A 24,063-nucleotide genomic window follows, 5' to 3' on the forward strand; every position below is an offset into this window, starting at 1 on the left:
TCTATGCTAAAACGCTGTGGTTGGGTTAAAATGAATAACCCACTATATGTAGCTTACCACGATGAGGAATGGGGGCAACCTCTCCATGATGACCAAGCTCTTTTTGAGTTGCTTTGCATGGAAACCTATCAGGCTGGTCTGTCTTGGGAAACAGTGCTCAATAAACGTCAAGCTTTTCGTCAAGCTTTTCATGGTTACCAAATTCAAGCGGTCGCAGAGATGACTGACTCTGAATTGGAAGCTTTAATGGACAATTCAGCTATCATTCGCAATCGTGCTAAGATTTTTGCCACACGAGCCAACGCCCAGGCCTTTCTACAAGTCCAGGCAGAGTTCGGCTCTTTTGATGCCTATCTCTGGTCTTTTGTGGAGGGGAAAACCATGGTCAATGATGTCCCTGACTACAGCCAGGCGCCTGCCAAAACAGTCTTGTCTGAACGTATTTCCAAGGAACTCAAAAAACGTGGTTTTAAGTTTACAGGTCCCGTTGCGGTCCTATCCTTTCTACAAGCAGCAGGTCTCGTCAATGACCACGAGAATGATTGTGAATGGAAGGGTCTTAAATGATGTCTACCAAATATAAGGGAGTTCTGATTTTTGGGCTCCTCTATACAATTCTTTTTGTGTTTGATGGTATACGAGTATTTGATTTTCCATTGCCTTCTTCTGCAGGGACTTATTTAGTCTATACCATCATGTTTGTGTATGGTTGCTTCTTATTTAAATCGGAATTCCTGCAATGCTGGAAGAAAGTCAGAAATTCCAAAAGAAAGTTCTTCTTGGGAGTTTTAAAAGGCTGGCTCCTTCTCTTTCTAATAACCATCCTTTTTGCTCTCCTTTCGGAAATATTGAAACAAGTTTTGGGTTTGAGTGGTCAAGGGCAAAATGAGGCTAGTATACAAAGTGCTTTTAAAGAACAACCCCTACTGATAGCAGTTTTTGCTTGTGTCATAGGTCCTGTGGTAGAAGAAGTCTTCTTCCGACAGATTTTATTGAAGTATCTGAGAAAGTACCTATCAAGCTGGTTGAGTATCTTTATAGTCGGACTTGCCTTTGCCCTAACCCATATGCACAGTTTGTCTTTATCAGAGTGGGTCGGTGCAGTCGGTTATCTAGGTGGTGGCCTTGCCTTTTCAATTATTTATGTGAAAGAAAAGGAGAATATTTACTATCCCCTATTTGTTCACATGTTAGGGAACAGCCTCTCCTTTATTATTTTAGCTCTGTCTTAATCTTATACATAAAAAAGCAACCGCTCGATGTGGTTGCTTTTGACTTTATCTTAATATCTAGCTGGTCCTGCACTTGCGCTCTTAATGTTGAAACGTTTCTTGAGGTAGAAACGTAGGGCAAGGAGAGCTCCTCCAATCACCAATAAAACAAGTGGAGGGAGGCTGATATTGATGGCTTGTGGAAGGAAGTTACTCAAGAAGAGAATGAGAACCCAGGCAAACATAGTTGCCAACATGACCAAAAGTGATTTCCAGAATGGAGGACGTTGGCTACGGTCAGTATCTGGTCCGTAGTAACGGTAGATAAAGTGGTAGAGAAGGTAGAAGGCAACTCCACCAAAGGCCCCTACACTGATAAGTGTTACCAATCCGTAAGCTACGGGTTGGTTTGAGAAGAAGCTCATCAAGGCACTAACTACTGCAAACAGTCCTGTGATGAAAAGGGCTGAATCCAACATCATCAATTTTGGATCGTCATTTTCTTTTGGATGTTCTTTTTCGTATTGCTCTTTTTCGCTAAAGCTGTGAGCCCAGTGAGTTGGTGCTCCGTAAATAGAGCGAGCAGTCACACCTTTTGGTTGTTCTTCAAGGATATGAGGAATCACTTCTTCAAGGATGGCCTTGATTTCAGCGTCGGTTTTTCCGTCCTTGAGAAATTGTTGGGTTGCAATATGGATAAATTCTTGGTTTTTCTTGGTTAATTCTTTTAAATCAATCTGTGACATAATAACTCCTGTTTAGAACCATTTTTTATGGATGAGGTAAAGAGTGAGAGAAACACTCATAGCAAAGGCGATAAAGACGATGAGCCAGAAAGCATGCGGTTCTCCGTTTAAAGGAATTTCATTATCCTTAAAGTTCATTCCGTAGGCCGAGAAAATCATGGTCGGGATGGACATAACGATAGTCACAAGTGCCAAGGTTTTCATGATATTGTTCTGGTTATTTGAAATGATAGAAGCAAAGGTCTCTGTCATAGAGTGAAGGACGTTTCCATAGATGTCCGCCATCTCGATGGCCTGTTGCGTTTCAATCAAGGTATCTTCGAGTAAGTCTTCATCTTCAAGGTATTTCTTGATATTGCTAGTTGCGCTGGTCAATTTTTTAATCACGCGCTCGTTTGTCTTGAGAGAGGCTTTGAAGTAGACGATGGTCTTTTCCAACTCCATGAGTTCAATCAATTCTTCGTTTCGAGTAGATTTGTGAAGTTGACTCTCAATCTGCTCACTCTTACGTTCGATTGAACGAAGGGCTGTCAGATAAATTTCAGCGTTGCGGTAGAGGATTTGAAAGATAAAGCGCGAACGCATAAAGGTATAGAAATTCCGAAGTCTACGATTGATAAAGACATCAAGAAGTGGTAGGGGCTCCAAGCAAGTAGTAATGATAGCCTCTTCTGTGATGATAATCCCCAAGGGGATAGTCACGTAATAGATCTGGTTGTTTCTTTCCTCTGTGATTGGGACGTCCACGATGATCAAGGTGTATTCATCTTCAATTGTGATACGGGACATTTCTTCCGCATCGAGTGGTGCACGGAGGTCTGCGATATCAATATCAAAGGCAGAGGCGATTTCCATCGATTCGCTTTGGGTAGGATTGACGAGATTGATCCAAGTGCCCGGCTGGAGGGTATCGATCTCTTTAAATTCAGTTGTCGTTGAGAGAAAGACTTGTTTCATATCTCCTATCCTTTCCTAATCTATTCTGTGTTAATACTCTTCGAAAATCTCTTCAAACCACGTCAACGTCGCCTTGCCGTATATGTGTTACTGACTTCGTCAGTTCTATCCACAACCTCAAAACGGTGTTTTGAGCAACCTGCAGCTAGTTTCCTAGTTTGCTCTTTGATTTTCATTGAGTATAAAGTGATTTTTAGCACCGTACTATTATACTATAAATTCGGCTTTTTTGGTAATAGAATTTCACTTTTTTTGGTATAATGGAAAGCAACAATGGACTAGAAAGAAGTAACATGCAAGATAAGATTGTCATCCATGGGGCACGCGCCCATAATTTAAAGAATATTGATGTGGAAATTCCACGTGACAAGCTAGTTGTGGTGACGGGGCTATCGGGTTCTGGCAAGTCCAGTCTTGCTTTTGATACCCTGTATGCAGAAGGGCAACGCCGCTACGTAGAGAGTTTGTCAGCCTATGCTCGTCAGTTTTTGGGCAATATGGAAAAACCAGATGTGGATTCTATCGATGGTCTCAGCCCTGCCATTTCCATTGACCAGAAAACGACTAGTAAAAACCCTCGCTCAACGGTTGGGACAACGACGGAAATCAACGACTACCTACGTCTCCTCTATGCACGTGTAGGGACACCATACTGTATCAATGGACATGGGGCTATCAAGGCTTCGTCTGTCGAACAGATTGTAGACAAGGTCTTGGAATTGCCAGAGCGCCAGCGTCTGCAGATTTTGGCTCCTGTTATTCGTAAGAAAAAAGGGCAACATAAGACGCTGATTGAAAAGATTCAAAAGGATGGTTATGTTCGTGTCCGTGTCGATGGGGTTGTCTATGATGTGACCGAAGTTCCTGAACTTGAAAAAAATAAGCAACATAATATCGATGTGGTGGTAGACCGTATTATCATCAAGGAAGGTATCCGTAGTCGTCTCTTTGATTCCATCGAAGCAGCCCTTCGTATAGCAGAAGGTTATGTGGTTATCGATACTATGGATGATTCGGAGTTACTCTTTTCAGAACACTATGCTTGTCCAGTTTGCGGCTTTACAGTTCCGGAACTAGAACCCCGTCTCTTCTCTTTCAATGCACCATTTGGTTCTTGTAGCGAGTGTGATGGTTTGGGAATCAAGCTAGAGGTTGATACGGACTTAGTCGTACCAGATGCTAGCAAGACCCTTCGTGAGGGAGCCTTAGCACCTTGGAACCCTATCTCTTCTAACTATTATCCAAATATGCTAGAACAAGCCATGACAGCCTTTGGAGTGGATATGGATACTCCTTTTGAGGACTTGTCTGAGGAGGAGAAACATCTCATTTTCTATGGTTCAGATGGTAAAGAATTCCATTTCCACTATGAAAATGAATTCGGTGGAGTTCGTGATATCGATATTCCCTTTGAAGGTGTTATAGGGAATATTAAGCGACGGTACCATGAAACCAATAGCGACTACACCCGCACTCAGATGCGTCTTTATATGAATGAGCTAACTTGTGGCACTTGTCACGGTTATCGCCTCAACGATCAGGCCTTATCGGTTCGTGTAGGAGGAGAGAAAGGCCCTCATATCGGAGAAATTTCTGACCTTTCCATCGCAGACCATTTGGAGGTTATTGATCAACTAAGCCTATCTGAAAATGAAGCTATCATCGCTCGTCCTATTCTTAAAGAAATCAAGGATCGCTTGACCTTCCTCAATAATGTCGGGCTTAACTATCTAACCCTTTCTCGTTCTGCAGGAACATTATCAGGTGGGGAGAGCCAACGTATTCGCTTGGCGACCCAGATTGGTTCCAACCTCTCAGGAGTTCTCTATATCCTTGATGAGCCGTCAATCGGTCTTCACCAGAGGGACAATGATCGCCTAATTGCCAGTCTGAAAAAGATGCGTGATTTGGGGAATACTCTTATTGTAGTAGAACATGACGAAGATACCATGCGTGAGGCGGATTATTTGATAGACGTCGGACCTGGTGCGGGGGTCTTTGGTGGAGAGATTGTTGCGGCAGGAACGCCTAAGCAGGTAGCTCGCAACAGTAAATCCATCACAGGACAGTATTTGGCAGGAAAACGTGCGATTCCAGTGCCATCGGAACGTCGCGTTGGGAATGGTCGCTTTATCGAGGTTACTGGGGCGCGTGAAAACAACCTACAAAATGTTACAGCTCGCTTCCCTCTGGGGAAATTTATCGCTGTGACTGGTGTATCCGGTTCAGGAAAGTCGACTCTCATTAATAGCATTCTCAAAAAAGCCATTGCTCAAAAGCTTAACCGCAATTCAGATAAGCCTGGGAAGTTTAAGACGATTACGGGAATCGAGCATATCGATCGTCTGATTGACATTGACCAGAGTCCTATTGGACGAACGCCAAGGTCCAATCCTGCAACCTATACTGGTGTCTTTGATGACATTCGGGACCTCTTCGCTCAGACAAATGAAGCCAAGATCCGTGGCTACAAAAAGGGTCGTTTCAGTTTCAATGTTAAGGGCGGTCGTTGTGAAGCCTGCTCAGGCGATGGGATTATCAAGATTGAAATGCACTTCTTGCCAGATGTTTACGTGGCTTGTGAAGTCTGTCATGGCACCCGCTACAACAGTGAAACGCTAGAAGTTCATTACAAGGAAAAGAATATCTCGCAAGTATTGGATATGACCGTCAATGATGCGGTAGAATTTTTCAAACACATTCCAAAAATTCAACGCAAACTCCAAACGATCAAGGATGTAGGTCTAGGTTATGTGACCTTGGGGCAACCAGCTACGACACTTTCTGGTGGAGAAGCTCAACGGATGAAGTTGGCCAGTGAACTCCATAAACGCTCGACAGGTAAGTCCTTCTACATTTTAGATGAACCAACAACGGGTCTTCATACCGAGGACATCGCTCGATTACTCACCGTTTTGTCTCGCTTTGTCGATGATGGCAATACAGTTCTCGTGATTGAGCACAATCTAGATGTCATCAAAACAGCAGACCATATCATCGATTTAGGTCCAGAAGGCGGTGTTGGTGGTGGTACCATCATTGCAACAGGAACTCCAGAAGAAGTAGCTGCCAATGAAGCAAGCTATACAGGACAGTATTTGAAAGGAAAGTTACATCATGAATAAACGTGTGCAAGCATTTCTCGATAAAATGCAAGAAAAAGAACTAGATGGAATCATTATCAACAACCTTAAAAATGTCTACTATTTGACAGGATTTTGGGGTTCAAATGGAACAGTCTTTATCAGTCGTGACCGTCAGGTCTTGGTGACAGATGCTCGCTATATCATTGCTGCCAAGCAAGAAGTAACTGGTTTTGAGATTTTTGCAGAACGTGATGAGTTGGCTGTTATTGCAAAAATTGCAAAAGAAATGGGCCTTTCTCGTATCGGGTTTGAAGATGAAATCTCGGTTTTTTATTATCACCGCATGCAAACCGCTTTTGAAGGTTTGGAACTAGTTCCACAAACTCAGTTTGTTGAAGCGCTTCGTATGATTAAGGATGAGACAGAGATTGCGACTATTCGTAAGGCTTGTTCCATTTCTGACCAAGCTTTCCACGACGCCCTTGACTTTATCAAGCCAGGGAAGACTGAAATTGAAATTGCCAACTTCCTTGATTTCCGTATGCGTGAGTTGGGAGCGGCAGGATTGTCTTTTGATACCATCCTAGCAAGTGGGATCAACTCTTCTAAACCCCATGCTCACCCCATGCACAAGCCAGTAGAACTAGGCGAAGCCATTACCATGGACTTCGGATGTCTGTACGATCATTATGTGAGTGATATGACACGGACCATCTATCTAGGTCATGTCAGTGACGAACAAGCAGAAATCTACAATACAGTTTTGAAGGCTAATCAAGCATTGATTGACCAGGCTAAGGCTGGTCTAGGTTTCCGTGACTTTGACAAAATCCCTCGTGATATCATTGTGGAAGCAGGCTATGGACAATACTTTACACACGGTATTGGACACGGTATCGGACTTGATATCCACGAAGAACCATACTTTAGCCAAACTTCTACAGAAGTTATTAAATCGGGTATGGTCTTGACTGATGAACCAGGTATTTATATCGAAGGTAAATATGGAGTTCGTATCGAAGATGATATCTTGATCACAGAGACAGGTTGCGAATTATTAACCCTTGCTCCAAAAGAATTGATTGTAATCTAAGAAAAATGAGATAAATCGTTGACTTTTACTAGTTAAAGGTTTATACTGAAAGGCGAAAACGGTAGGTGAGGCTACCATAGGGATACGGATGACTACCGCAAAGCAGTGGAGACACTACTCGTTGGTCAACAGTCCTGGTCGCGAAGGTCAAGACTAAGCTCATTACATCGCCCTATGGAGTTAAAGCTTGAACGAAAACAGATCATAAGTTTTTTAGTCCTGCCATTTTATGGCAGGATTTTCTGCTGTTTTAAAACAAAGAAAGGAGACAAACGATGCAAATTGACGATCATCCAGAACCGCACATACACACCCAATCGCTGATTTGTGTCGTTCTGTCCCTATAAAGTGATTGGTCTCTGTGTATGATACTCTTCGAAAATCAAATTCAAACCACGTCAACGTCGCCTTGCCGTATATGTGTTACTGACTTCGTCAGTTCTATCCACAACCTCAAAACGGTATTTTGAGCAACCTGTGGCTAGTTTCCTAGTTTGCTCTTTGATTTTCATTGAGTATGAAATCACCATTCATACAGATAGGAGAAACCAATGAAAACTACAAAAGAAAGACTAGCAGTAGCTATTCAAACTCCATTAAAAGATAGTCTAGCTTTTTACCATACAAGTCTAAAAGGCTTAGACCAAGAACAAGTCGAAGAAAACCGTGCCCTTTATGGTGAAAACACCATCACCAAGGGTCAAGAGGATTCAATCTTTAAAAAGATTTACGAATCAATCATCAATCCTTTTACAATTATTTTGCTTGTAATTGCCTTCATTTCTCTCGTTACAAACGTCTGGCTTGCCAAACCTGGTCAAGAGGATCCTACGACCTCTATTATTATCGTTGTCTTGGTTTTGATTTCAGGAGGCATCCGTTTTATCCAAGAGTTGCGGAGCGACAAGGCGACAACCAATCTTTCAAAAATGATTGTCAACACTGCAACTGTTATTCGCGATGGTCTTGAACAAGAGTTGCCAATCGATGAGTTGGTTGTGGGAGATCTCGTGAAATTGAGTGCGGGAGACATGATTCCAGCAGATGTTATCTTATTTGAATCCCGCGACTTTTTCGTGCAACAATCAGGCTTGACTGGAGAAAGTGATGCGGTTGAGAAGCTTGCTTTAAATAAAGCGCCCCATCAAAATGTAGAGAGTCTTTTAGAAGCAGAATCTTTGGCATTCATGGGGACAAATGTTATCTCAGGAAGTGCGACAGCTATGGTTCTAGCGGTTGGTGATGACACCATGATGGGAGCCATTGAGCAGACTCTCAACACCTATGATGAACCCACTTCTTTTGAGCGTGAAATGAACAGTATTTCTTGGCTCTTGATTCGCTTGATGCTTATCATGGTTCCAATCGTGTTTCTCGCAAACGGTTTGACCGATGGAGACTGGCTAGAGGCTGGAGTGTTTGCCTTGAGCGTTGGTGTCGGACTTACACCAGAAATGCTTCCCATGATTATTACAGCTAGCTTGGCAAAAGGTTCTATCATCATGGCCAAGGAAAAGGTGGTTATTAAAAAACTCAACGCCATCCAGGACCTAGGTGCCATTGATATTCTATGTACAGATAAAACAGGGACTTTAACTCAGGACGAAATTGTGTTGGAATATCCTTTGGATATTCATGGAGATTTGGATATGGCTGTCTTAAGAAGAGCTTATCTAAATTCATATTTCCAAACAGGTTTGAAAAACTTGATGGACCGTGCCATTATCAGTAGAACTGAAAAAGAAGCCAAAGAGTATCCTATTCTACAAAATCTAGATACCAGTTTCCAAAAAATCGACGAACTTCCTTTTGACTTTGAACGTAGACGGATGAGCGTCATTGTAAAAGATGATGAAGGTACCGTTAGTATGGTGACCAAGGGAGCCTTAGAAGAAATGCTCACGATTTCGTCTCGTGTAGAGTATCAGGGTGAAGTCACTCCTTTGACGGATGCCATTCGCGCAGAAATCTTAGCAGAAGTCGGACAATTAAATAAACAAGGATTACGTGTCTTAGGGATTGGTTATAAGACGGATATCCAAGAAGGCTATAGCTATACAGTCAAAGATGAAAAGGATATGATTTTGACCGGTTACCTTGCCTTCTTGGATCCACCAAAACCATCTGCAGCACCAGCTATTCAGGCTTTGCTTGAACATGGTGTCAGAACAAAAATTTTAACTGGGGATAACGAAAAAGTAACTCAAGCCATCTGTGAAAAGGTTGGTTTGGACGTTGATCATATGCTCTTGGGCTCTGATGTCGACAAAATGACAGATCAAGAATTGGCTGAAGCGGTTGAAAGAGTGACAGTATTTGCTAAATTGTCTCCTGATCAAAAAGCTCGTATCATTCTACAGTTAAAGAGAAATGGTCATGGTGTTGGTTATATGGGGGATGGTATTAACGATGCTCCATCTATGAAGGTGGCAGATGTAGGTATTTCTGTTGATACTGCAGTCGATATTGCCAAAGAAACAGCGGATGTTATTTTGCTAGATAAGGATCTCATGGTTCTTGAAACGGGTATCGTGGAAGGACGTAAGGTCTACGCTAACATGACCAAGTACATTAAGATGACAGTTAGTTCAAACTTTGGGAATATCTTCTCCCTTCTGGTTGCAAGTATCTTCTTGCCATTCCTACCAATGTCTCCTGTTCATCTAATTGTCCTAAACTTAGTTTACGATTTATCCTGTGTGGCTTTGCCGTTTGATAATGTGGATCAAGACTTCCTCAAACAACCCCATACATGGGAAGCAAAATCCATTACCCGATTTATGGTTTGGATGGGCCCAATCTCATCTGTCTTTGATATTTTGACCTTTATCTTCCTCTACTTTATCATTGTTCCTATGATTACAGGGCACCATTATGTTCACGGATCTGAATCTGCCCTTCAGTTTATTATCTTTTTCCAAACAGGGTGGTTCATCGAATCTATGTGGTCTCAAACAATGGTAATCCATATGCTTCGTACAGCAAAAGTTCCGTTTGTACAGAGTAGACCAGCTTGGCTCGTTATTTTGATGACTTTAGTTGCCGCCCTTTTTGTAACCAGTCTACCTTATGGACCACTAGTACATATCCTTCGTTTAGCTCCATTGGGACTGCCTTACTTCTTGTTCTTAATCTGTATTATTTTCTTGTATATGTTTAGTGTCACCCTTATTAAGAGTTTTTACATTAAGAAGTATAAAGAATGGTTATAGTTCGGTTTTTGTCAAGAAAAAAGATAGAAAACTGAGGAAAAAGTTAAATATTTTTAAAAATAGGTCGCAAGTCGGATGTTTTTTATGGTATAATAGAATAAACTGATAGTAACATGTAGCGAAAGGGGTAGGTACATGATCAAAATTTATACAGTCTCAAGTTGTACTAGCTGTAAAAAAGCTAAGACCTGGCTCAATGCCCACCAGTTAAGTTATAAAGAACAAAACCTCGGTAAAGAGGGGATTTCTAGAGAAGAATTATTAGATATTCTAACAAAAACAGACAATGGAATTGCGAGTATTGTATCATCAAAGAATCGCTACGCTAAAGCTCTTGGAGTTGATATCGAAGATTTGAGTGTCAATGAAGTGCTTGACTTAATCATGGAGACACCACGTATCCTAAAAAGTCCAATTCTTGTTGACGAGAAACGTTTGCAGGTTGGCTATAAAGAAGATGACATTCGTGCCTTCTTGCCACGCTCTGTCCGTAATGTAGAAAACGCTGAAGCACGTTTACGTGCTGCACTATAAAACATGAAGGCCGGGAGTGACTCCCGGCCTTATTTGATAGATAAATAAGGGAAATATGAAAATGAAGAAGATCATTATAGGTTCATTGGCGCTCCTATTTTTACTGGCTGGTTGTGGACAAAAAAAAGAATCTGCGGAACCTTCTAAAGATACGACAACGGAAGCTCTACAGTCAACTTTGCCGATTTTAGAGAATGCGAATAACAATACAGTTGTGACGAAAACACTTGTTCTACCCCTTGATGAAAACGGAGTTCAACAAACCCAAACCATCACTTATAAAGGTAAACAGTTTTTGACATTAACCATTCAGCAAAAAAGACAAGTTTCAGAAGACCTCAAAAACTTTATTGCAGAACATGGGTTAGAGGAAGCAAAGAAGGCCTTGAAAGAAGGGGAAGACAAGGATGAATCAGTCCAAGAAGCACGAAAAATTCCTGGATTTAGTCTTGAAACCAATCTTTTAAGTGAGACTGAGATTGAAACAAAAACAAGTTATGATTTTCAGGTTCTAGATGTTAAAAAGGCAAGCGAAAGCGAATATTTAAAAAATGTCGGATTAGAAAATCTACTAAAAAACGAACCAGAAGAATATATTGAAAGTCGAGTTGCAAGTGGCGCGACTGTCCAGTAGGGAAGTCACAGAAAATCAGCGAAATCAGACTGTGTCATTTGTAGAACGGCTGTGAATGTGCTATAATAGTACTATTCTAAGGAAAGAGGGTGTTAGAATGGGATTTACTGAAGAAACCGTACGTTTTAAATTGGACGATTCCAATAAAAAAGAAATTAGTGAAACATTGACTGAAGTCTATGCTTCCTTGAACGAGAAGGGGTATAACCCTATTAATCAAATTGTAGGCTATGTTCTCAGTGGAGACCCAGCTTACGTTCCTCGTTACAATAACGCAAGAAATCAAATCCGTAAATACGAACGCGATGAGATTGTTGAAGAATTGGTCCGCTACTACCTTAAGGGACAAGGAGTCGATCTATAACCAATGAGAATTATGGGATTGGACGTTGGTTCCAAAACAGTAGGAGTAGCGATTAGCGATCCGTTAGGGTTTACAGCACAAGGGCTCGAAATCATCCAAATCAATGAAGATCAAGGAGAGTTCGGCTTTGAACGACTCAAGGAATTGGTTGATACCTATAAGGTGGAGCGCTTTGTTGTTGGTTTACCTAAAAATATGAACAATACCAGTGGACCGCGGGTGGAAGCTAGTCAAGCCTATGGAGCAAAACTGGAAGAACTCTTTGGTTTGCCAGTAGAGTATCAGGATGAACGCCTGACCACAGTTGCTGCAGAGCGCATGTTGATTGAGCAGGCAGACATTAGTCGCAACAAGCGTAAAAAAGTTATTGATAAATTAGCAGCTCAGTTGATTTTGCAAAATTATTTAGATAGAAAATTTTAAGACAGAGGAGAAACTATGTCACACGATCACAACCACGATCACGAAGAACGTGAACTTATTACACTTGTAGATGAGCAAGGAAATGAAACTTTATTTGAAATCCTTTTGACTATTGACGGAAAAGAAGAATTTGGTAAAAACTATGTTCTTTTAGTACCAGTTAATGCTGAGGAAGACGAAGATGGACAAGTGGAAATCCAAGCTTACTCATACACTGAAAACGAAGACGGGACAGAAGGTGAATTGCAACCAATCCCTGAAGACTCTGACGACGAATGGAACATGATTGAAGAAGTCTTCAACAGCTTTATGGAGGAGTAAAAACGTCCAGTGGACGTTTTTACCCTTGCGATAGAAATGAAGACCGCAAGTCAGTTCGAGGGATGTTTTTAGCCCTGCTTCTAGAAATAAGAAAAAGCAGGAACATTCGGGGGACATTTTTAGCCTCCACTAAAATATAATTTAGCTAGTATCTAGCAAAATAGGTAAGAGGTTGGGATAAAAATCCCGGCCTCGCTTTTTATTAGCCACCAAATTTTGACGCGGTAGCTGATTGGACTTTTTGTTCATCTTTTAGACTACAAAAAGATTTTTGGTGAAAAATTTCATTTTTTCTATCCGCAACCTTCAACAATCAAATGAATTGTTGAAGCCTCGCGGGGCTGGGACTACGAAATCGAGACTTGGTCAATCGATTTCTGTCCCACCGCCTTTTTTATTAAGGAGATAAGCATGTTTGAAGTAGAAAAATGGCTCCATAGTCGGATTGGTTTGAATTTTAGATCAGGCTTGGGGCGTATGCAGAAAGCAGTAGATTTACTGGGGAACCCTGAGCAAAGCTATCCGATTATCCATGTAACAGGTACTAATGGCAAGGGGTCAACCATTGCCTTTATGAGAGAACTTTTTGTTAATCATGGCAAGAAGGTTGGGACCTTTACTTCGCCCCATATTGTCAGCATTCATGATCGCATCTGTATCAATGGTGAGCCCATATTGGATGCAGATTTTATTCGTTTAGCAGATCAAGTCAAAGCAATGGAGCAAAGACTTCTAGAAACTCACGATCAGCTATCTTTTTTTGAGTTGCTGACCTTAATTGCACTACTCTATTTTAAAGAGCAAGGAGTAGATTTGGTCTTGCTTGAAGTAGGGATTGGTGGACTTCTTGATACCACTAATGTGGTGACTGGAGAGATCGCAGTCATCACATCAATCGGCCTCGATCATCAGGAGACTTTAGGTAATAGCTTGGCAGAAATTGCTGAACAGAAAGCAGGGATTTTTAAGTCCGGCAAGTCAGCTGTCATTGCAAATCTAGCTACGGAAGCACAGACTGTTTGTCAAAAGGTTGCAGAAGATTTGGATGTGACTCTCTACCAAGCTGACCAAGATTTTTTTTTCCAAAATGGACATTTTTCTTCCTCTCTAGCGGACTTGAACCAACTAAAACTGGGATTGGAAGGAGCCTATCAGGAGGAAAATGCAGCTCTTGCCTTGCAGGCTTTTCTATTGTTTATGAATCAGAGAGGCGAAAAGGTTGATGAAAAAGTGGTTCAAAAAGCTTTGAAGCAGACTAGATGGGCTGGACGTCTCGAAGCGATCACTGCTCACACCTATTTGGATGGTGCTCACAACTTACCAGCTCTAGAGCGTTTAGTTGAATTTATTCAAGAAAAAATTCAGCAGGGTTATAAAGCTCAAATTCTTTTTGGTGCCCTGAAGAGAAAAGATTATGGTGGCATGTTAGCTTACTTAACTGAGCATTTGCCTGACGCAACTCTCTATGTTACGAGTTTTGATTACCAAGGTTCCTTGGAGGAGCAAGACTTGGGAGGTTATAGAAACATTGCTTCCTATCGAGATTTTATAGATAATTTTGAAGCTTCTGCACAAGAGAAAGACTTGCTGTTTGTGACAGGCTCTCTCTATTTTATATCTGAGGTTCGTGCCTATCTGATGAATCTAAAGTCATTTGATTGACTCTCCTATCTTTAATTGTTATAGTAGAGGTGTGGTGGCTCGGCAGGGTTGTTCTGATTTTAAACCACTAAAAGAAAGGAGACATGATGTCGCTAAAAAAATTCACACTTTCTCTTGCTTCTTTGGCAAGTCTTGGTCTCTTAGTTGCATGTTCGCCAAAAGAGCAAGCAACTCCTTCAACTCAAGCGAGCACCAGTACGGAAGTAACAACTAGTCAGCAAGCAGAAACGACTGTTTCTAGTTCGACGGCTAGTTCAGTAACGAATATTGATGGGACCTATAAAGGGCAAGATGAGGGAGATAGCATTACTCTCGTTGTTACTGGTAATACTGGAACATGGACGGAAGTAGAGCCTGATGGCGATCAGGAAATTAAAAAGGTAACCTTCGAACCAGAAAGTCAGAGAGTCTTTATTGGAGACGATATCAAGATTTATGTGGCAGAAGAGAACCAGATTATTATCGATGACATGGATCGTGAAGTCTCTGATCGTATCGTTCTCAAAAAATAGACAACTTTTGTAAGGATTTGAATCTTGTTAAAATAGATTCAAATCCTTTTTTATTGGTTTTTGGTATAAAAAAACTCCATACTGTTAAGGTAGCTATTTTCTACCAAACAGTATGGAGTGGATGGAATTAAAGGAATCGTTCTTGTAAAAAGCGAGCAACTCCATCTTCTTCGTTGGTTAGTGGCAACTGTTCATCAGCGAAAGAAAGGAGAGCGGGATTAGCATTCTTCATGGCATATCCTGTACCTGCAAAGGATAGCATTTCTTGGTCATTGTGTTCATCACCAAAGGCAATCAAGTTCTGTCTATCAATATTCATGACATTGAGAAGGTATTCAAGAGCAAAGGCCTTGTGAACTCCTTTGGTAGTACATTCGAGAATGTTCAAAGGGCCACCCCAAGTATTGATATTAAGCTGATGCTTGTAAAAGCTAGTCATCTCTTCTGCTAGTGCATATTTATCGTCTGCCCTAGTTTGTAATAAAATACAGTTAGGCCCCTTAGTCACTAAGTTAGACTTGAATTGATTTTCAGGGCCAAAGTTTTCAACACCAAACAATTTAGGATCTGCAATTTCCTTGTCTGGGGATGTAATGTAAAACTTTTTACGGTATTCACCTGCAATAAAGTCTGCCTCGATATCCTCTTTTCGTTTTACGATATCCAAGAGATATTTTTTGTCCACAGTAAGGCATTTTTCATGTTTCCAAGCCCTACCAGGTAGGTGAGTGAGGGAACCATTGAAATTGATCATAGGGGTCTCAAGCTCAAGTTGGTCATAAAAATCTTTGGCCATACGATATGGACGACCGGTTGCGATAACCACATGGTGGCCTTTCTTAGAAATTTTTTTAATGGTTTCTTTTGTAAAATCAGAGAGTTTGCTTTCTCCATTAAGTAAGGTACCGTCTAAGTCCACGGCAATCATTTTTTTAGTCATAAAATCCTCCCGAATTTAGTTTCAGATAAGATGTTTCCTATTATATCAAAAAGCTGAAAGAAAAGCTGACTATAAGCAAAAATAAGAAGAATCATATCCAATAAGAATTTTTAAAAACAGGAAAAACATCTTGAAAAGATGAATGATTGATGATATAATAGTAGTATTGTTCGTAAAATGACAAAGGAGATTAAACATGGACAAATTATTTAAACTAAAAGAGCACGGGACAGACGTCCGTACAGAGGTTCTTGCTGGTTTAACAACTTTCTTTGCAATGAGTTACATTCTCTTTGTAAACCCTCAAATGCTTTCGCAAACAGGAATGCCAGTTCAAGGTGTATTCTTGGCGACAATTATCGGTTCTGTTGTGGGAACCTTGATGATGGCTTTCTATGCTAACTTGCCATACGCCCAAGCACCAGGTATGGGACTGAATGCCTTCTTTACATTTACGGTTGTATTTGGAATGGGCTATACTTGGAAAGAAGCTCTAGGGATGGTCTTCATTTGTGGTATCATTTCTTTGATTATCACATTAACCAATGTTCGTAAAATGATTATTGAATCCATTCCAACAACACTTCGTTCAGCAATTTCAGCTGGTATTGGTGTTTTCCTCGCCTATGTTGGTATTAAGAATGCTGGTCTCTTGAAATTCTCGATTGACCCAGGGACTTATACAGTAGCAGGTGAAGGAGCAGATAAGGCTCAAGCAGCGATTACTGCAAATGCAGCAGCTGTTCCAGGATTGGTAGATTTCAATACTCCAGCAGTATTGGTAGCTATTGCAGGTCTTGCCATTACAATCTTCTTTGTTGTCAAAGGTATTAAAGGTGGGATCATCCTTTCTATCTTAACAACGACAGTCCTTGCGATTGCGGTTGGTCTGGTTAATTTGTCAGGAATCGATTTTGCTAGCAACAATCTTTCAGCAGCGGTTAACGACTTAGGAACTTTATTTGGTGCAGCCCTTGGTTCAGAAGGTTTGGGTTCTCTGATTTCAAATACTTCTCGTTTACCTGAAACCTTGATGGCCATTCTTGCTTTCTCATTGACGGATATTTTTGATACAATTGGTACTCTTATCGGTACAGGTGAAAAAGTTGGGATCATCGCATCAAGTGGTGAGAACAATGAATCAGCTAAATTGGATAAGGCTTTATATTCTGACTTGGTGGCGACATCAGTTGGTGCCATTGCAGGTACTTCAAACGTTACAACTTATATTGAGTCAGCAGCAGGGATCGGTGCTGGTGGACGTACTGGATTGACAGCCTTAGTTGTTGCTATCTGTTTTGCTCTATCAAGCTTCTTTAGCCCACTTCTTGCCATTGTGCCTTCAGCTGCGACAGCACCAATTTTGATTATCGTCGGAATTATGATGCTCTCTAACTTGAAAAACATTCCTTGGGATGATATGTCAGAAGCTATTCCAGCCTTCTTCACATCTATCTTTATGGGATTCAGTTACTCTATCACACAAGGAATTGCCGTTGGTTTCTTAACTTATACTTTGGCGAAGATTGTAAAAGGTCAAGTTAAGGAAGTGCATGTCATGATTTGGATTTTAGATGCTCTGTTCATCTTGAACTACATCAGCATGGCTCTAAACTAAAGACAAAAACTTTAAAAAAGAAGGAGGAAACTCCTCCTTTTTTATTACTAGAAATGTCGCAAAAGAAAACTTTTTGGTATAATGTTTACATGTACACAAAAAATGAAGATGAACTAATCGCTCTTGGACAAGAGTTGGGTAGTCTGCTTGAAAAAAATGATGTATTGATTTTAACTGGTGAATTAGGTGCTGGCAAAACCACATTAACAAAAGGTTTAGCTAAAGGACTGGGGATTCATCAAATGATCAAAAGTCCTACTTATACCATTGTTCGTGAATATGAAGGACGCCTACCCTTTTATCACTTGGATGTTTATCGCATCGAAGGAGATGCAGATTCAATTGACCTTGACGAATTTCTTTTCGGTTCAGGTGTAACGGTTATTGAGTGGGGGCACCTATTAGGCGAGGCTCTCCCATCAGACTATCTCGAATTAGAAATTTTAAAAAATGATGAGGGGCGCGAAATTGTCTTTCATGCTCATGGCCAACGAGCGACAGAACTGTTAAAGAGGCTGACGGATGGAGTATGAGCTTTTAATTCGTGAAGCAGAAGCCCAAGATGCTTTAGATCTTATTGCACTTTTGGATCAGATTGGTCACGAATCTAGTTTTACCAGTCTGGATGAAAATGGAATTGCAATGAGTGAATCCGAAATGCAGCGGTTTATTCATAAGCAGGCCCAGTCGGATAATCAGATTACTTTACTAGCTTTTTTGAATGAAGAATTGGCAGGAGTTATCAATATAACGGCTGATCAACGTCCGCGAGTTCGGCATATTGGCGACATTTTCTTGGGAATTAAGAAAGCCTATTGGGGAAATGGTCTCGGTAGTATCCTGATGGAAGAAGCTATTGAATGGGCCCAATCGAGTGGAAGCATTCGACGTTTACAATTGACAGTCCAAAAACGAAATCTGGCAGCTGTTCATCTATATAAAAAGATGGGCTTCATCATTGAAGGCCAGCAGGAACGTGGTGCTTGTATAGAAGGAGGAGAGTTTCTTGATGTTTACCTGATGGGTCGACTGATAGACGAATAAATATATGGCAAAAAAAATTATCGGAATGTTTTTAGGCTTTGTTCTTGTGACAGTGCTTGGTGTGGGAGCATATGCCTATACTATTTACCAACAAGGTACACAGACTTTAGCCAAAACCTATAAAAAAATTGGAGAAGAAACTAAGGTTATCGAGGCAACTGAACCATTGACAATCCTATTGATGGGTGTGGACACGGGGAACGTTGAGCGTACAGACCCATGGGCAGGTAACAGTGACTCGATGATCTTGGTAACTGTGAATCCTAAAACCAAGAAAGTAGTTATGATGAGTTTGGAACGTGATATTCTGACTCAAATCCAACAACCAGACGGTAGTGTGAGAGAGGCAAAACTCAATGCTGCTTATGCTGATGGTGGGGCAGAACTTGCCATTTCGACCATTCAAAAAATGATGAATATCCATATCGATCGCTATATTATGGTCAATATGCACGGTCTTCAAAGAATGGTGGATGCCGTTGGTGGTATTACAGTCAACAACACTCTAGGTTTCCCAATCTCTATCCAAGACCAGGAACCATTTAACACGATTTCTATCGGGGTTGGGGAACAAACCCTAAATGGTGACGAGGCGCTAGTATATTCACGCATGCGCTATCAGGATCCAGAGGGAGACTACGGTCGTCAGAAACGTCAGCGCGAAGTCATCCAAAAGATTGTTGAAAAAATTCTTAGTTTGAATAGTGTCAGCCACTATCAAGAAATTTTGAAGGCTCTTAGCGATAACATGCAGACAAATATCGAGATTACGACAACAACGATTCCTCAGTTGATGGGCTATCAGGATTCCTTTAAGAATATTGAGTCTCAGCAATTGCGTGGAGAGGATGCAATGATTGATGGGACATCTTACCAAATCGTGACATCTGAGCATATGTTAGAGATGCAAAATCTCTTGCGCCGTTCATTGGATAAGCCAGAAGTGACCGAATTGGAGACAAATGTCGTCTTGTATGAAAATATTTATGGGCGTTTACCACAAACAACTGGTTCTGTCGCAGATCAGGAACAACAAGGCCAACAAGAACAATAAGAAATGCATACTAAAATCGTAGGAATTTTCCTGCGATTTTTTCAAAGAAATCCGAATAGATAGGTAGGAGGAAAAAATGAAAGCGGAAATCATAGCTGTTGGAACAGAGATTCTAACAGGTCAAATTGTCAATACCAATGCACAGTTTTTATCTGAAAAGTTGGCTGAAATCGGTGTTGATGTCTACTTCCAAACGGCTGTAGGAGATAATGAGGCTCGTCTCTTATCCTTGTTGGAGATTGCTAAGAATCGTAGCAATCTGGTTATCCTAACAGGAGGATTGGGGCCGACAGAGGATGATTTGACCAAACAAACCTTGGCCCATTTTCTAGGGCGTGATTTAACTTTTGACGCTCAAGCGCAGGCTAAACTAGATGACTTTTTTGCTCATAGACCGGACTATGTTCGAACTCCAAATAATGAACGTCAAGCACAGATTGTTCAGGGTTCAACCCCACTACCGAATGAAACAGGGCTAGCAGTCGGCGGCATGATTGAGGTGGCTAGCGTGACTTATGTCGTCTTACCAGGTCCGCCGAGTGAATTGAAACCCATGGTTTTAAATGAACTGCTGCCAAGATTGACAACTGGAGCTAAATTGTACTCACGTGTGTTGCGTTTCTTTGGTATTGGAGAGAGTCAGCTTGTGACGATTTTATCAGATTTGATTGAAGAGCAGATAGACCCAACCTTAGCACCTTATGCAAAAACGGGAGAAGTGACTCTGCGCTTGTCTACAAAGGCTCGCAGTGAGGACCAGGCTAGAAAAGCTTTGGATCGTCTTGAGGTCCAAATTCTTGCACGACAGACTTTTGAAGGGATTGCTTTAAAGGATATCTGCTATGGATATGGCGAGGAGGCAAGCCTAGCCAGCGTAGTTGTTGAGGAGTTGAAAAATCAGAATAAAACCATCACAGCTGCAGAAAGCTTGACAGCGGGGCTTTTCCAATCAACTCTTGCAGACTTTTCGGGAGTGTCAGCTATCTTTAAAGGTGGCTTTGTCACTTATAGCTTGGAAGAAAAGGCTAAGATGTTAGACATTCCACAAGCAGAGTTGGAAGAACATGGAGTCGTGTCAGCATTTACAGCGGAAAAAATGGCAGAGCAAGCACGATTGAAAACCCAGTCGGACTTTGGAGTTAGCTTGACAGGTGTGGCTGGTCCGGATAGTCTAGAAGGGCATCCTGCAGGTACAGTTTTTATCGGTCTGGCTCAGGTATCAGGTACAGAAGTTGTTCAGATCAATATAGCTGGAAGAAGCCGAGCAGATGTTCGTAAAATTGCAGTCATGCATGCTTTTAACTTAGTTCGCAAAGCTTTATTAAGTGACTGACTTTTGATATAATAGAAGAAGGTTCTGAGAATTATAAAAATATAGGAGAACAAAATGGCGAAAAAACCAACAAAAAAATTAGATGAAATCGGGAAAAAATTTGGAGCTGATCGTGAAAAAGCTTTGAACGATGCCCTTAAATTGATTGAAAAAGACTTCGGTAAGGGTTCAATCATGCGCTTGGGTGAGCGTGCAGAACAAAAAGTGCAAGTGATGAGTTCAGGCTCTTTGGCACTTGATATTGCACTCGGTTCAGGTGGTTATCCAAAGGGACGTATCATTGAAATCTACGGTCCAGAGTCATCAGGTAAGACAACAGTTGCCCTTCACGCTGTAGCGCAAGCACAAAAAGAAGGTGGAATTGCAGCCTTTATCGATGCGGAACATGCTCTTGATCCAGCCTATGCAGCAGCTCTTGGAGTGAATATTGACGAACTACTCTTGTCACAACCAGACTCAGGTGAGCAAGGTCTTGAAATTGCAGGAAAATTGATTGATTCAGGTGCGGTTGACCTTGTCGTTATCGACTCGGTTGCAGCTCTTGTACCTCGTGCGGAAATCGATGGTGATATCGGAGATAGTCACGTTGGTCTTCAAGCTCGTATGATGAGTCAGGCTATGCGTAAACTTGGTGCCTCTATCAACAAGACAAAGACAATTGCTATCTTCATCAACCAGTTGCGTGAAAAAGTAGGGGTTATGTTCGGAAATCCAGAAACAACTCCTGGTGGACGTGCCCTTAAATTCTATGCTTCAGTCCGTTTGGATGTACGTGGAAGTACACAAATCAAGGGAACTGGTGACCAAAAAGATACTAACGTCGGTAAAGAAACTAAGATTAAAGTTGTGAAAAACAAGGTGGCTCCACCATTCAAAGAAGCTCTTGTTGAAATCATGTATGGTGAAGGGATTTCTAGAACTGGTGAACTCTTGAAGATTGCTAGTGATTTGGATATTATCCAAAAAGCAGGTGCTTGGTACTCATACAAGGGTGAAAAAATCGGACAAGGTTCTGAGAATGCGAAGAAATACTTGGCAGATCACCCAGAAATCTTTGATGAAATTGACCACCAAGTTCGTGTTCAATATGGTTTAATTGAAGAGGAAGAAGGTTCTAAAGCAAGTGCAGCAGCTGATGCAGATTCTAACCAAGAAGTAACACTTGATTTGGGCGACGTTCTCGAAATCGAAATTGAAGAATAAAAAGAAAAGTAGCAGTAAAACTGCTACTTTTTGTTTCATGATGACTAGTGGTCACTAAAGCGTCGGTATTCGATACGAAAGTCGAAGTAGTTCTCTTCTTGCAATTTTTGAAAGATGTTCCGATAGGCCTCTTCATCAAAGTGATCGCCACGGTAGAGGATTTCAAAACTCATTCCCTCGTATTCCAAGAAGGCGTTGGCAGTTTTAAAGCCATTTTGTAAGTAAAAGTCCATGCGAGCTTTTCGTTGTTCAAGGTTATCGCAGTCCTCGTCCAATCGCTCCACTTCAAGAATCATAGTACGCTGGTAAAAATCAATGAGTTTTTCAATGATTTCTCTCCCGTATCCATGGCTACGGAGATGGGGAATAATGGCAAAGAAGCTAATGTAGAAAGCCTTTTGATTGGAAATGGCAAAAGCGAAGCCGACAAATTCTTCTTCGTTATAAAAGGCGAAAAAGTGAGCGTCATCCCTATCTTGATACAGTAAAAATTCGTCTAAGGAGACGCGTTCCTCTTCAGGGAAGGCTTCCTTGTTTAATTGTTCAACTTTGTCAATGTCTGGGAATACATCTGTAATTAACTGGCTTGTTAAGCTCATACATACCCTCCTTTTCTGTCACGATTATACCAGATTGTTTGTATCTAGGCAACGCTTTCTTAACGAAACTCTCTTGTTCCTCTACTTGAAAGCTGATATAATACACTTATGAATAAAAAATCAACGGTGGACCTGATTCATGGTCCGATCCTTCCTGCGCTGATTAGTTTTGCATTACCGATTTTACTGTCCAATATCTTTCAGCAACTCTACAATACAGCTGATATTTTGATTGTTGGGCGTTTTTTAGGACAAAATTCCTTGGCGGCAGTCGGAGCTACGACAGCTATTTTTGATTTGATTATTGGTTTTGCTCTCGGAGTCGGAAATGGGATGGGTGTTGTTATTGCTCGTCTTTACGGTGCTCGTAATTTTGCAAAGATTAAAGAAGCTGTCGCAGCGACTTGGATTTTAGGTGCAATCCTGAGTGGTCTTGTGATGTTGATAGGTTTCTTCGGGCTCTACCCCCTCTTACAGTACCTAGAAACTCCTACAGAGGTTCTCCCCCAATCTTATGAATACATCTCTATGATTGTCAGCTGTGTGGGGGTTAGCTTTGCTTACAATCTCTTTGCAGGATTGCTACGCTCGATTGGTGATAGCCTTGCGGCGCTTGCTTTTCTTATCTTTTCAGCCATTGTTAATGTCATTTTAGATTTGTATTTTATTACGCAATTGCAGTTGGGAGTTCAGTCTGCAGGTCTTGCAACCATCATCTCGCAAGGTTTATCTGCTATTCTCTGTTATTTCTATATCCGCAAGAGTGTTCCGGAGCTTCTTCCAGGCTTGAAGCACTTCAAATGGAACAAGGCTCTCTATGTCGATCTCTTGGAGCAGGGGTTAGCCATGGGGCTGATGGGTTCAATCGTCTCTGTCGGAAGTGTCATCTTGCAATCCTCTGTTAATGGCTTTGGAGCAGTTATTATCAGTGCCCAAACGGCAGCACGTAGAATCATGGCTTTTGCCCTATTACCAATGACGGCTATTTCTGCTTCGATGACGACTTTTATCTCTCAAAACTTTGGGGCAAAACGTCCCGAACGTATTGTCCAGGGTCTTCGTTTAGGGAGTTACTTGAGCATGTCTTGGGCAACCTTTGCTTGTGTGTTCCTATTTTTTGCAAGCCCTAGCCTGGTTTCTTTCTTAGCGAGTTCAACAGATGGTTACTTGATTGAAAATGGATCCTTGTATCTACGTATTAGTTCTGTTTTCTATCCCTTTTTGAGTCTTTTGTTGATTTATAGAAATAGCTTGCAGGGACTCGGTCAAAAACTCTTGCCCCTCATATCGAGTTTTATCGAGTTTATCGGGAAAATTGTTTTTGTAGCTTGGATTATTCCTTGGGCGGGTTATACAGGCGTTATCCTATGCGAACCGCTACTTTGGCTTGTGATGACTGCACAGCTTTATATCTCACTTTCTCAGAACCCTTGGATAAAAGAAGGCAAGAAACTCTTGGCTGTCGACGGGCAATCCTAGTTTGATTTACAAAAGAAAAATCCATTTCCTCTAGTGAA

23 protein-coding genes and 1 riboswitch are annotated in these 24,063 nt (G+C 41.3%); of the genes, 19 read left to right on the top strand and 4 right to left on the bottom strand.

Translation table 11 applies throughout. The annotated features are described in order from the left end of the window. The first annotated feature begins 3 nt into the window (after nucleotides 1-3). Nucleotides 4-567: a DNA-3-methyladenine glycosylase I gene (locus tag ACVC7R_RS04135; protein ID WP_447263667.1), complete on the top strand. Its 564-nt coding sequence runs from the start codon at nucleotides 4-6 to the stop codon at nucleotides 565-567. After that, nucleotides 564-1,232, top strand: coding sequence for a CPBP family intramembrane glutamic endopeptidase (locus tag ACVC7R_RS04140; RefSeq protein WP_447263668.1), 669 nt, complete (start codon nucleotides 564-566; stop codon nucleotides 1,230-1,232). Before ACVC7R_RS04135 ends, ACVC7R_RS04140 begins: the two co-directional genes overlap by 4 nt. 50 nt (nucleotides 1,233-1,282) lie before the next feature. On the opposite strand, the gene ACVC7R_RS04145 is transcribed toward ACVC7R_RS04140, so the two are convergent. Together ACVC7R_RS04145 and ACVC7R_RS04150 are read right to left on the bottom strand one after the other, a co-directional pair. Next, nucleotides 1,283-1,957 carry a DUF1129 domain-containing protein gene (locus tag ACVC7R_RS04145; RefSeq protein ID WP_016466360.1) on the bottom strand — a complete coding sequence of 225 codons (675 nt, stop codon included), beginning with the start codon at nucleotides 1,955-1,957 and terminating at the stop codon, nucleotides 1,283-1,285. A 12-nt stretch (nucleotides 1,958-1,969) separates the two neighbouring features. Continuing rightward, nucleotides 1,970-2,914 carry a magnesium transporter CorA family protein gene (locus ACVC7R_RS04150; protein WP_447263669.1) on the bottom strand — a complete coding sequence of 315 codons (945 nt, stop codon included), beginning with the start codon at nucleotides 2,912-2,914 and terminating at the stop codon, nucleotides 1,970-1,972. 293 nt (nucleotides 2,915-3,207) lie between these two features. Between ACVC7R_RS04150 and uvrA the strand changes: the two genes are divergently transcribed. From uvrA to ACVC7R_RS04200, 10 genes are all read left to right on the top strand, one after another. Continuing rightward, nucleotides 3,208-6,039, top strand: a complete 2,832-nt coding sequence (uvrA, locus tag ACVC7R_RS04155; protein ID WP_447263670.1) for an excinuclease ABC subunit UvrA — start codon at nucleotides 3,208-3,210, stop codon at nucleotides 6,037-6,039. After that, nucleotides 6,032-7,093 (top strand): M24 family metallopeptidase, encoded by a 1,062-nt coding sequence (locus ACVC7R_RS04160; RefSeq protein WP_447263671.1) that lies wholly within the window; start codon nucleotides 6,032-6,034, stop codon nucleotides 7,091-7,093. Before uvrA ends, ACVC7R_RS04160 begins: the two co-directional genes overlap by 8 nt. A gap of 53 nt (nucleotides 7,094-7,146) precedes the next feature. Then, a riboswitch (M-box (ykoK) riboswitch) is annotated at nucleotides 7,147-7,300 on the top strand. Between the two features lie 344 nt (nucleotides 7,301-7,644). After that, the gene (mgtA, locus tag ACVC7R_RS04165) at nucleotides 7,645-10,305 is read left to right on the top strand and encodes a magnesium-translocating P-type ATPase (RefSeq protein WP_447263672.1); all 2,661 of its coding nucleotides are present in this window, start codon (nucleotides 7,645-7,647) and stop codon (nucleotides 10,303-10,305) included. Nucleotides 10,306-10,440: 135 nt separating this feature from the next. Beyond that, nucleotides 10,441-10,839 (top strand): transcriptional regulator Spx, encoded by a 399-nt coding sequence (spx, locus tag ACVC7R_RS04170; RefSeq protein WP_251937533.1) that lies wholly within the window; start codon nucleotides 10,441-10,443, stop codon nucleotides 10,837-10,839. Nucleotides 10,840-10,900: 61 nt separating this feature from the next. Further along, nucleotides 10,901-11,473, top strand: a complete 573-nt coding sequence (locus ACVC7R_RS04175) for an SP0191 family lipoprotein (RefSeq protein ID WP_447263673.1) — start codon at nucleotides 10,901-10,903, stop codon at nucleotides 11,471-11,473. Nucleotides 11,474-11,570: 97 nt separating this feature from the next. Beyond that, entirely contained in the window at nucleotides 11,571-11,837 is a 267-nt protein-coding gene (locus tag ACVC7R_RS04180; protein WP_004250500.1) for an IreB family regulatory phosphoprotein, read from the top strand. A 3-nt stretch (nucleotides 11,838-11,840) separates the two neighbouring features. Continuing rightward, nucleotides 11,841-12,260 (top strand): Holliday junction resolvase RuvX, encoded by a 420-nt coding sequence (ruvX, locus tag ACVC7R_RS04185; protein ID WP_006152930.1) that lies wholly within the window; start codon nucleotides 11,841-11,843, stop codon nucleotides 12,258-12,260. A 15-nt stretch (nucleotides 12,261-12,275) separates the two neighbouring features. Further along, nucleotides 12,276-12,581, top strand: a complete 306-nt coding sequence (locus ACVC7R_RS04190; RefSeq protein WP_251937529.1) for a DUF1292 domain-containing protein — start codon at nucleotides 12,276-12,278, stop codon at nucleotides 12,579-12,581. 411 nt (nucleotides 12,582-12,992) lie between these two features. Further along, nucleotides 12,993-14,243, top strand: coding sequence for a bifunctional folylpolyglutamate synthase/dihydrofolate synthase (locus tag ACVC7R_RS04195; RefSeq protein WP_447263674.1), 1,251 nt, complete (start codon nucleotides 12,993-12,995; stop codon nucleotides 14,241-14,243). Nucleotides 14,244-14,329: 86 nt separating this feature from the next. Further along, nucleotides 14,330-14,755 (top strand): SP_0198 family lipoprotein, encoded by a 426-nt coding sequence (locus tag ACVC7R_RS04200; protein WP_447263675.1) that lies wholly within the window; start codon nucleotides 14,330-14,332, stop codon nucleotides 14,753-14,755. A gap of 127 nt (nucleotides 14,756-14,882) precedes the next feature. On the opposite strand, the gene ACVC7R_RS04205 is transcribed toward ACVC7R_RS04200, so the two are convergent. Next, complete coding sequence (locus ACVC7R_RS04205) at nucleotides 14,883-15,695, bottom strand: Cof-type HAD-IIB family hydrolase (RefSeq protein WP_447263676.1); 813 nt, start codon at nucleotides 15,693-15,695, stop codon at nucleotides 14,883-14,885. 196 nt (nucleotides 15,696-15,891) lie between these two features. Between ACVC7R_RS04205 and ACVC7R_RS04210 the strand changes: the two genes are divergently transcribed. The 6 genes from ACVC7R_RS04210 (at nucleotide 15,892) to recA (ending at nucleotide 21,947) form a co-directional block, all read left to right on the top strand. Then, entirely contained in the window at nucleotides 15,892-17,313 is a 1,422-nt protein-coding gene (locus tag ACVC7R_RS04210; protein WP_006149223.1) for an NCS2 family permease, read from the top strand. 89 nt (nucleotides 17,314-17,402) lie between these two features. Continuing rightward, nucleotides 17,403-17,846 (top strand): tRNA (adenosine(37)-N6)-threonylcarbamoyltransferase complex ATPase subunit type 1 TsaE, encoded by a 444-nt coding sequence (tsaE, locus tag ACVC7R_RS04215; protein ID WP_447263677.1) that lies wholly within the window; start codon nucleotides 17,403-17,405, stop codon nucleotides 17,844-17,846. Continuing rightward, nucleotides 17,836-18,357, top strand: a complete 522-nt coding sequence (locus tag ACVC7R_RS04220; RefSeq protein WP_447263678.1) for an N-acetyltransferase family protein — start codon at nucleotides 17,836-17,838, stop codon at nucleotides 18,355-18,357. The genes tsaE and ACVC7R_RS04220 overlap by 11 nt, the downstream gene beginning before the upstream one ends. A gap of 4 nt (nucleotides 18,358-18,361) precedes the next feature. After that, nucleotides 18,362-19,411, top strand: coding sequence for a glycopolymer--peptidoglycan transferase LytR (gene lytR / locus ACVC7R_RS04225; RefSeq protein ID WP_447263679.1), 1,050 nt, complete (start codon nucleotides 18,362-18,364; stop codon nucleotides 19,409-19,411). A 76-nt stretch (nucleotides 19,412-19,487) separates the two neighbouring features. Beyond that, nucleotides 19,488-20,744 (top strand): competence/damage-inducible protein A, encoded by a 1,257-nt coding sequence (locus ACVC7R_RS04230; protein ID WP_447263680.1) that lies wholly within the window; start codon nucleotides 19,488-19,490, stop codon nucleotides 20,742-20,744. 54 nt (nucleotides 20,745-20,798) lie between these two features. Further along, entirely contained in the window at nucleotides 20,799-21,947 is a 1,149-nt protein-coding gene (gene recA / locus ACVC7R_RS04235) for a recombinase RecA (RefSeq protein WP_447263681.1), read from the top strand. 44 nt (nucleotides 21,948-21,991) lie between these two features. Here the strand turns inward: recA and ACVC7R_RS04240 are convergent, their stop codons facing one another. Continuing rightward, nucleotides 21,992-22,546: a GNAT family N-acetyltransferase gene (locus tag ACVC7R_RS04240; protein WP_447263682.1), complete on the bottom strand. Its 555-nt coding sequence runs from the start codon at nucleotides 22,544-22,546 to the stop codon at nucleotides 21,992-21,994. A 108-nt stretch (nucleotides 22,547-22,654) separates the two neighbouring features. Between ACVC7R_RS04240 and ACVC7R_RS04245 the strand changes: the two genes are divergently transcribed. Continuing rightward, nucleotides 22,655-24,025 carry an MATE family efflux transporter gene (locus ACVC7R_RS04245; RefSeq protein ID WP_447263683.1) on the top strand — a complete coding sequence of 457 codons (1,371 nt, stop codon included), beginning with the start codon at nucleotides 22,655-22,657 and terminating at the stop codon, nucleotides 24,023-24,025. Nucleotides 24,026-24,063 lie beyond the last annotated feature (38 nt).

Source organism: Streptococcus sp. Z554, assembly GCF_053010305.1.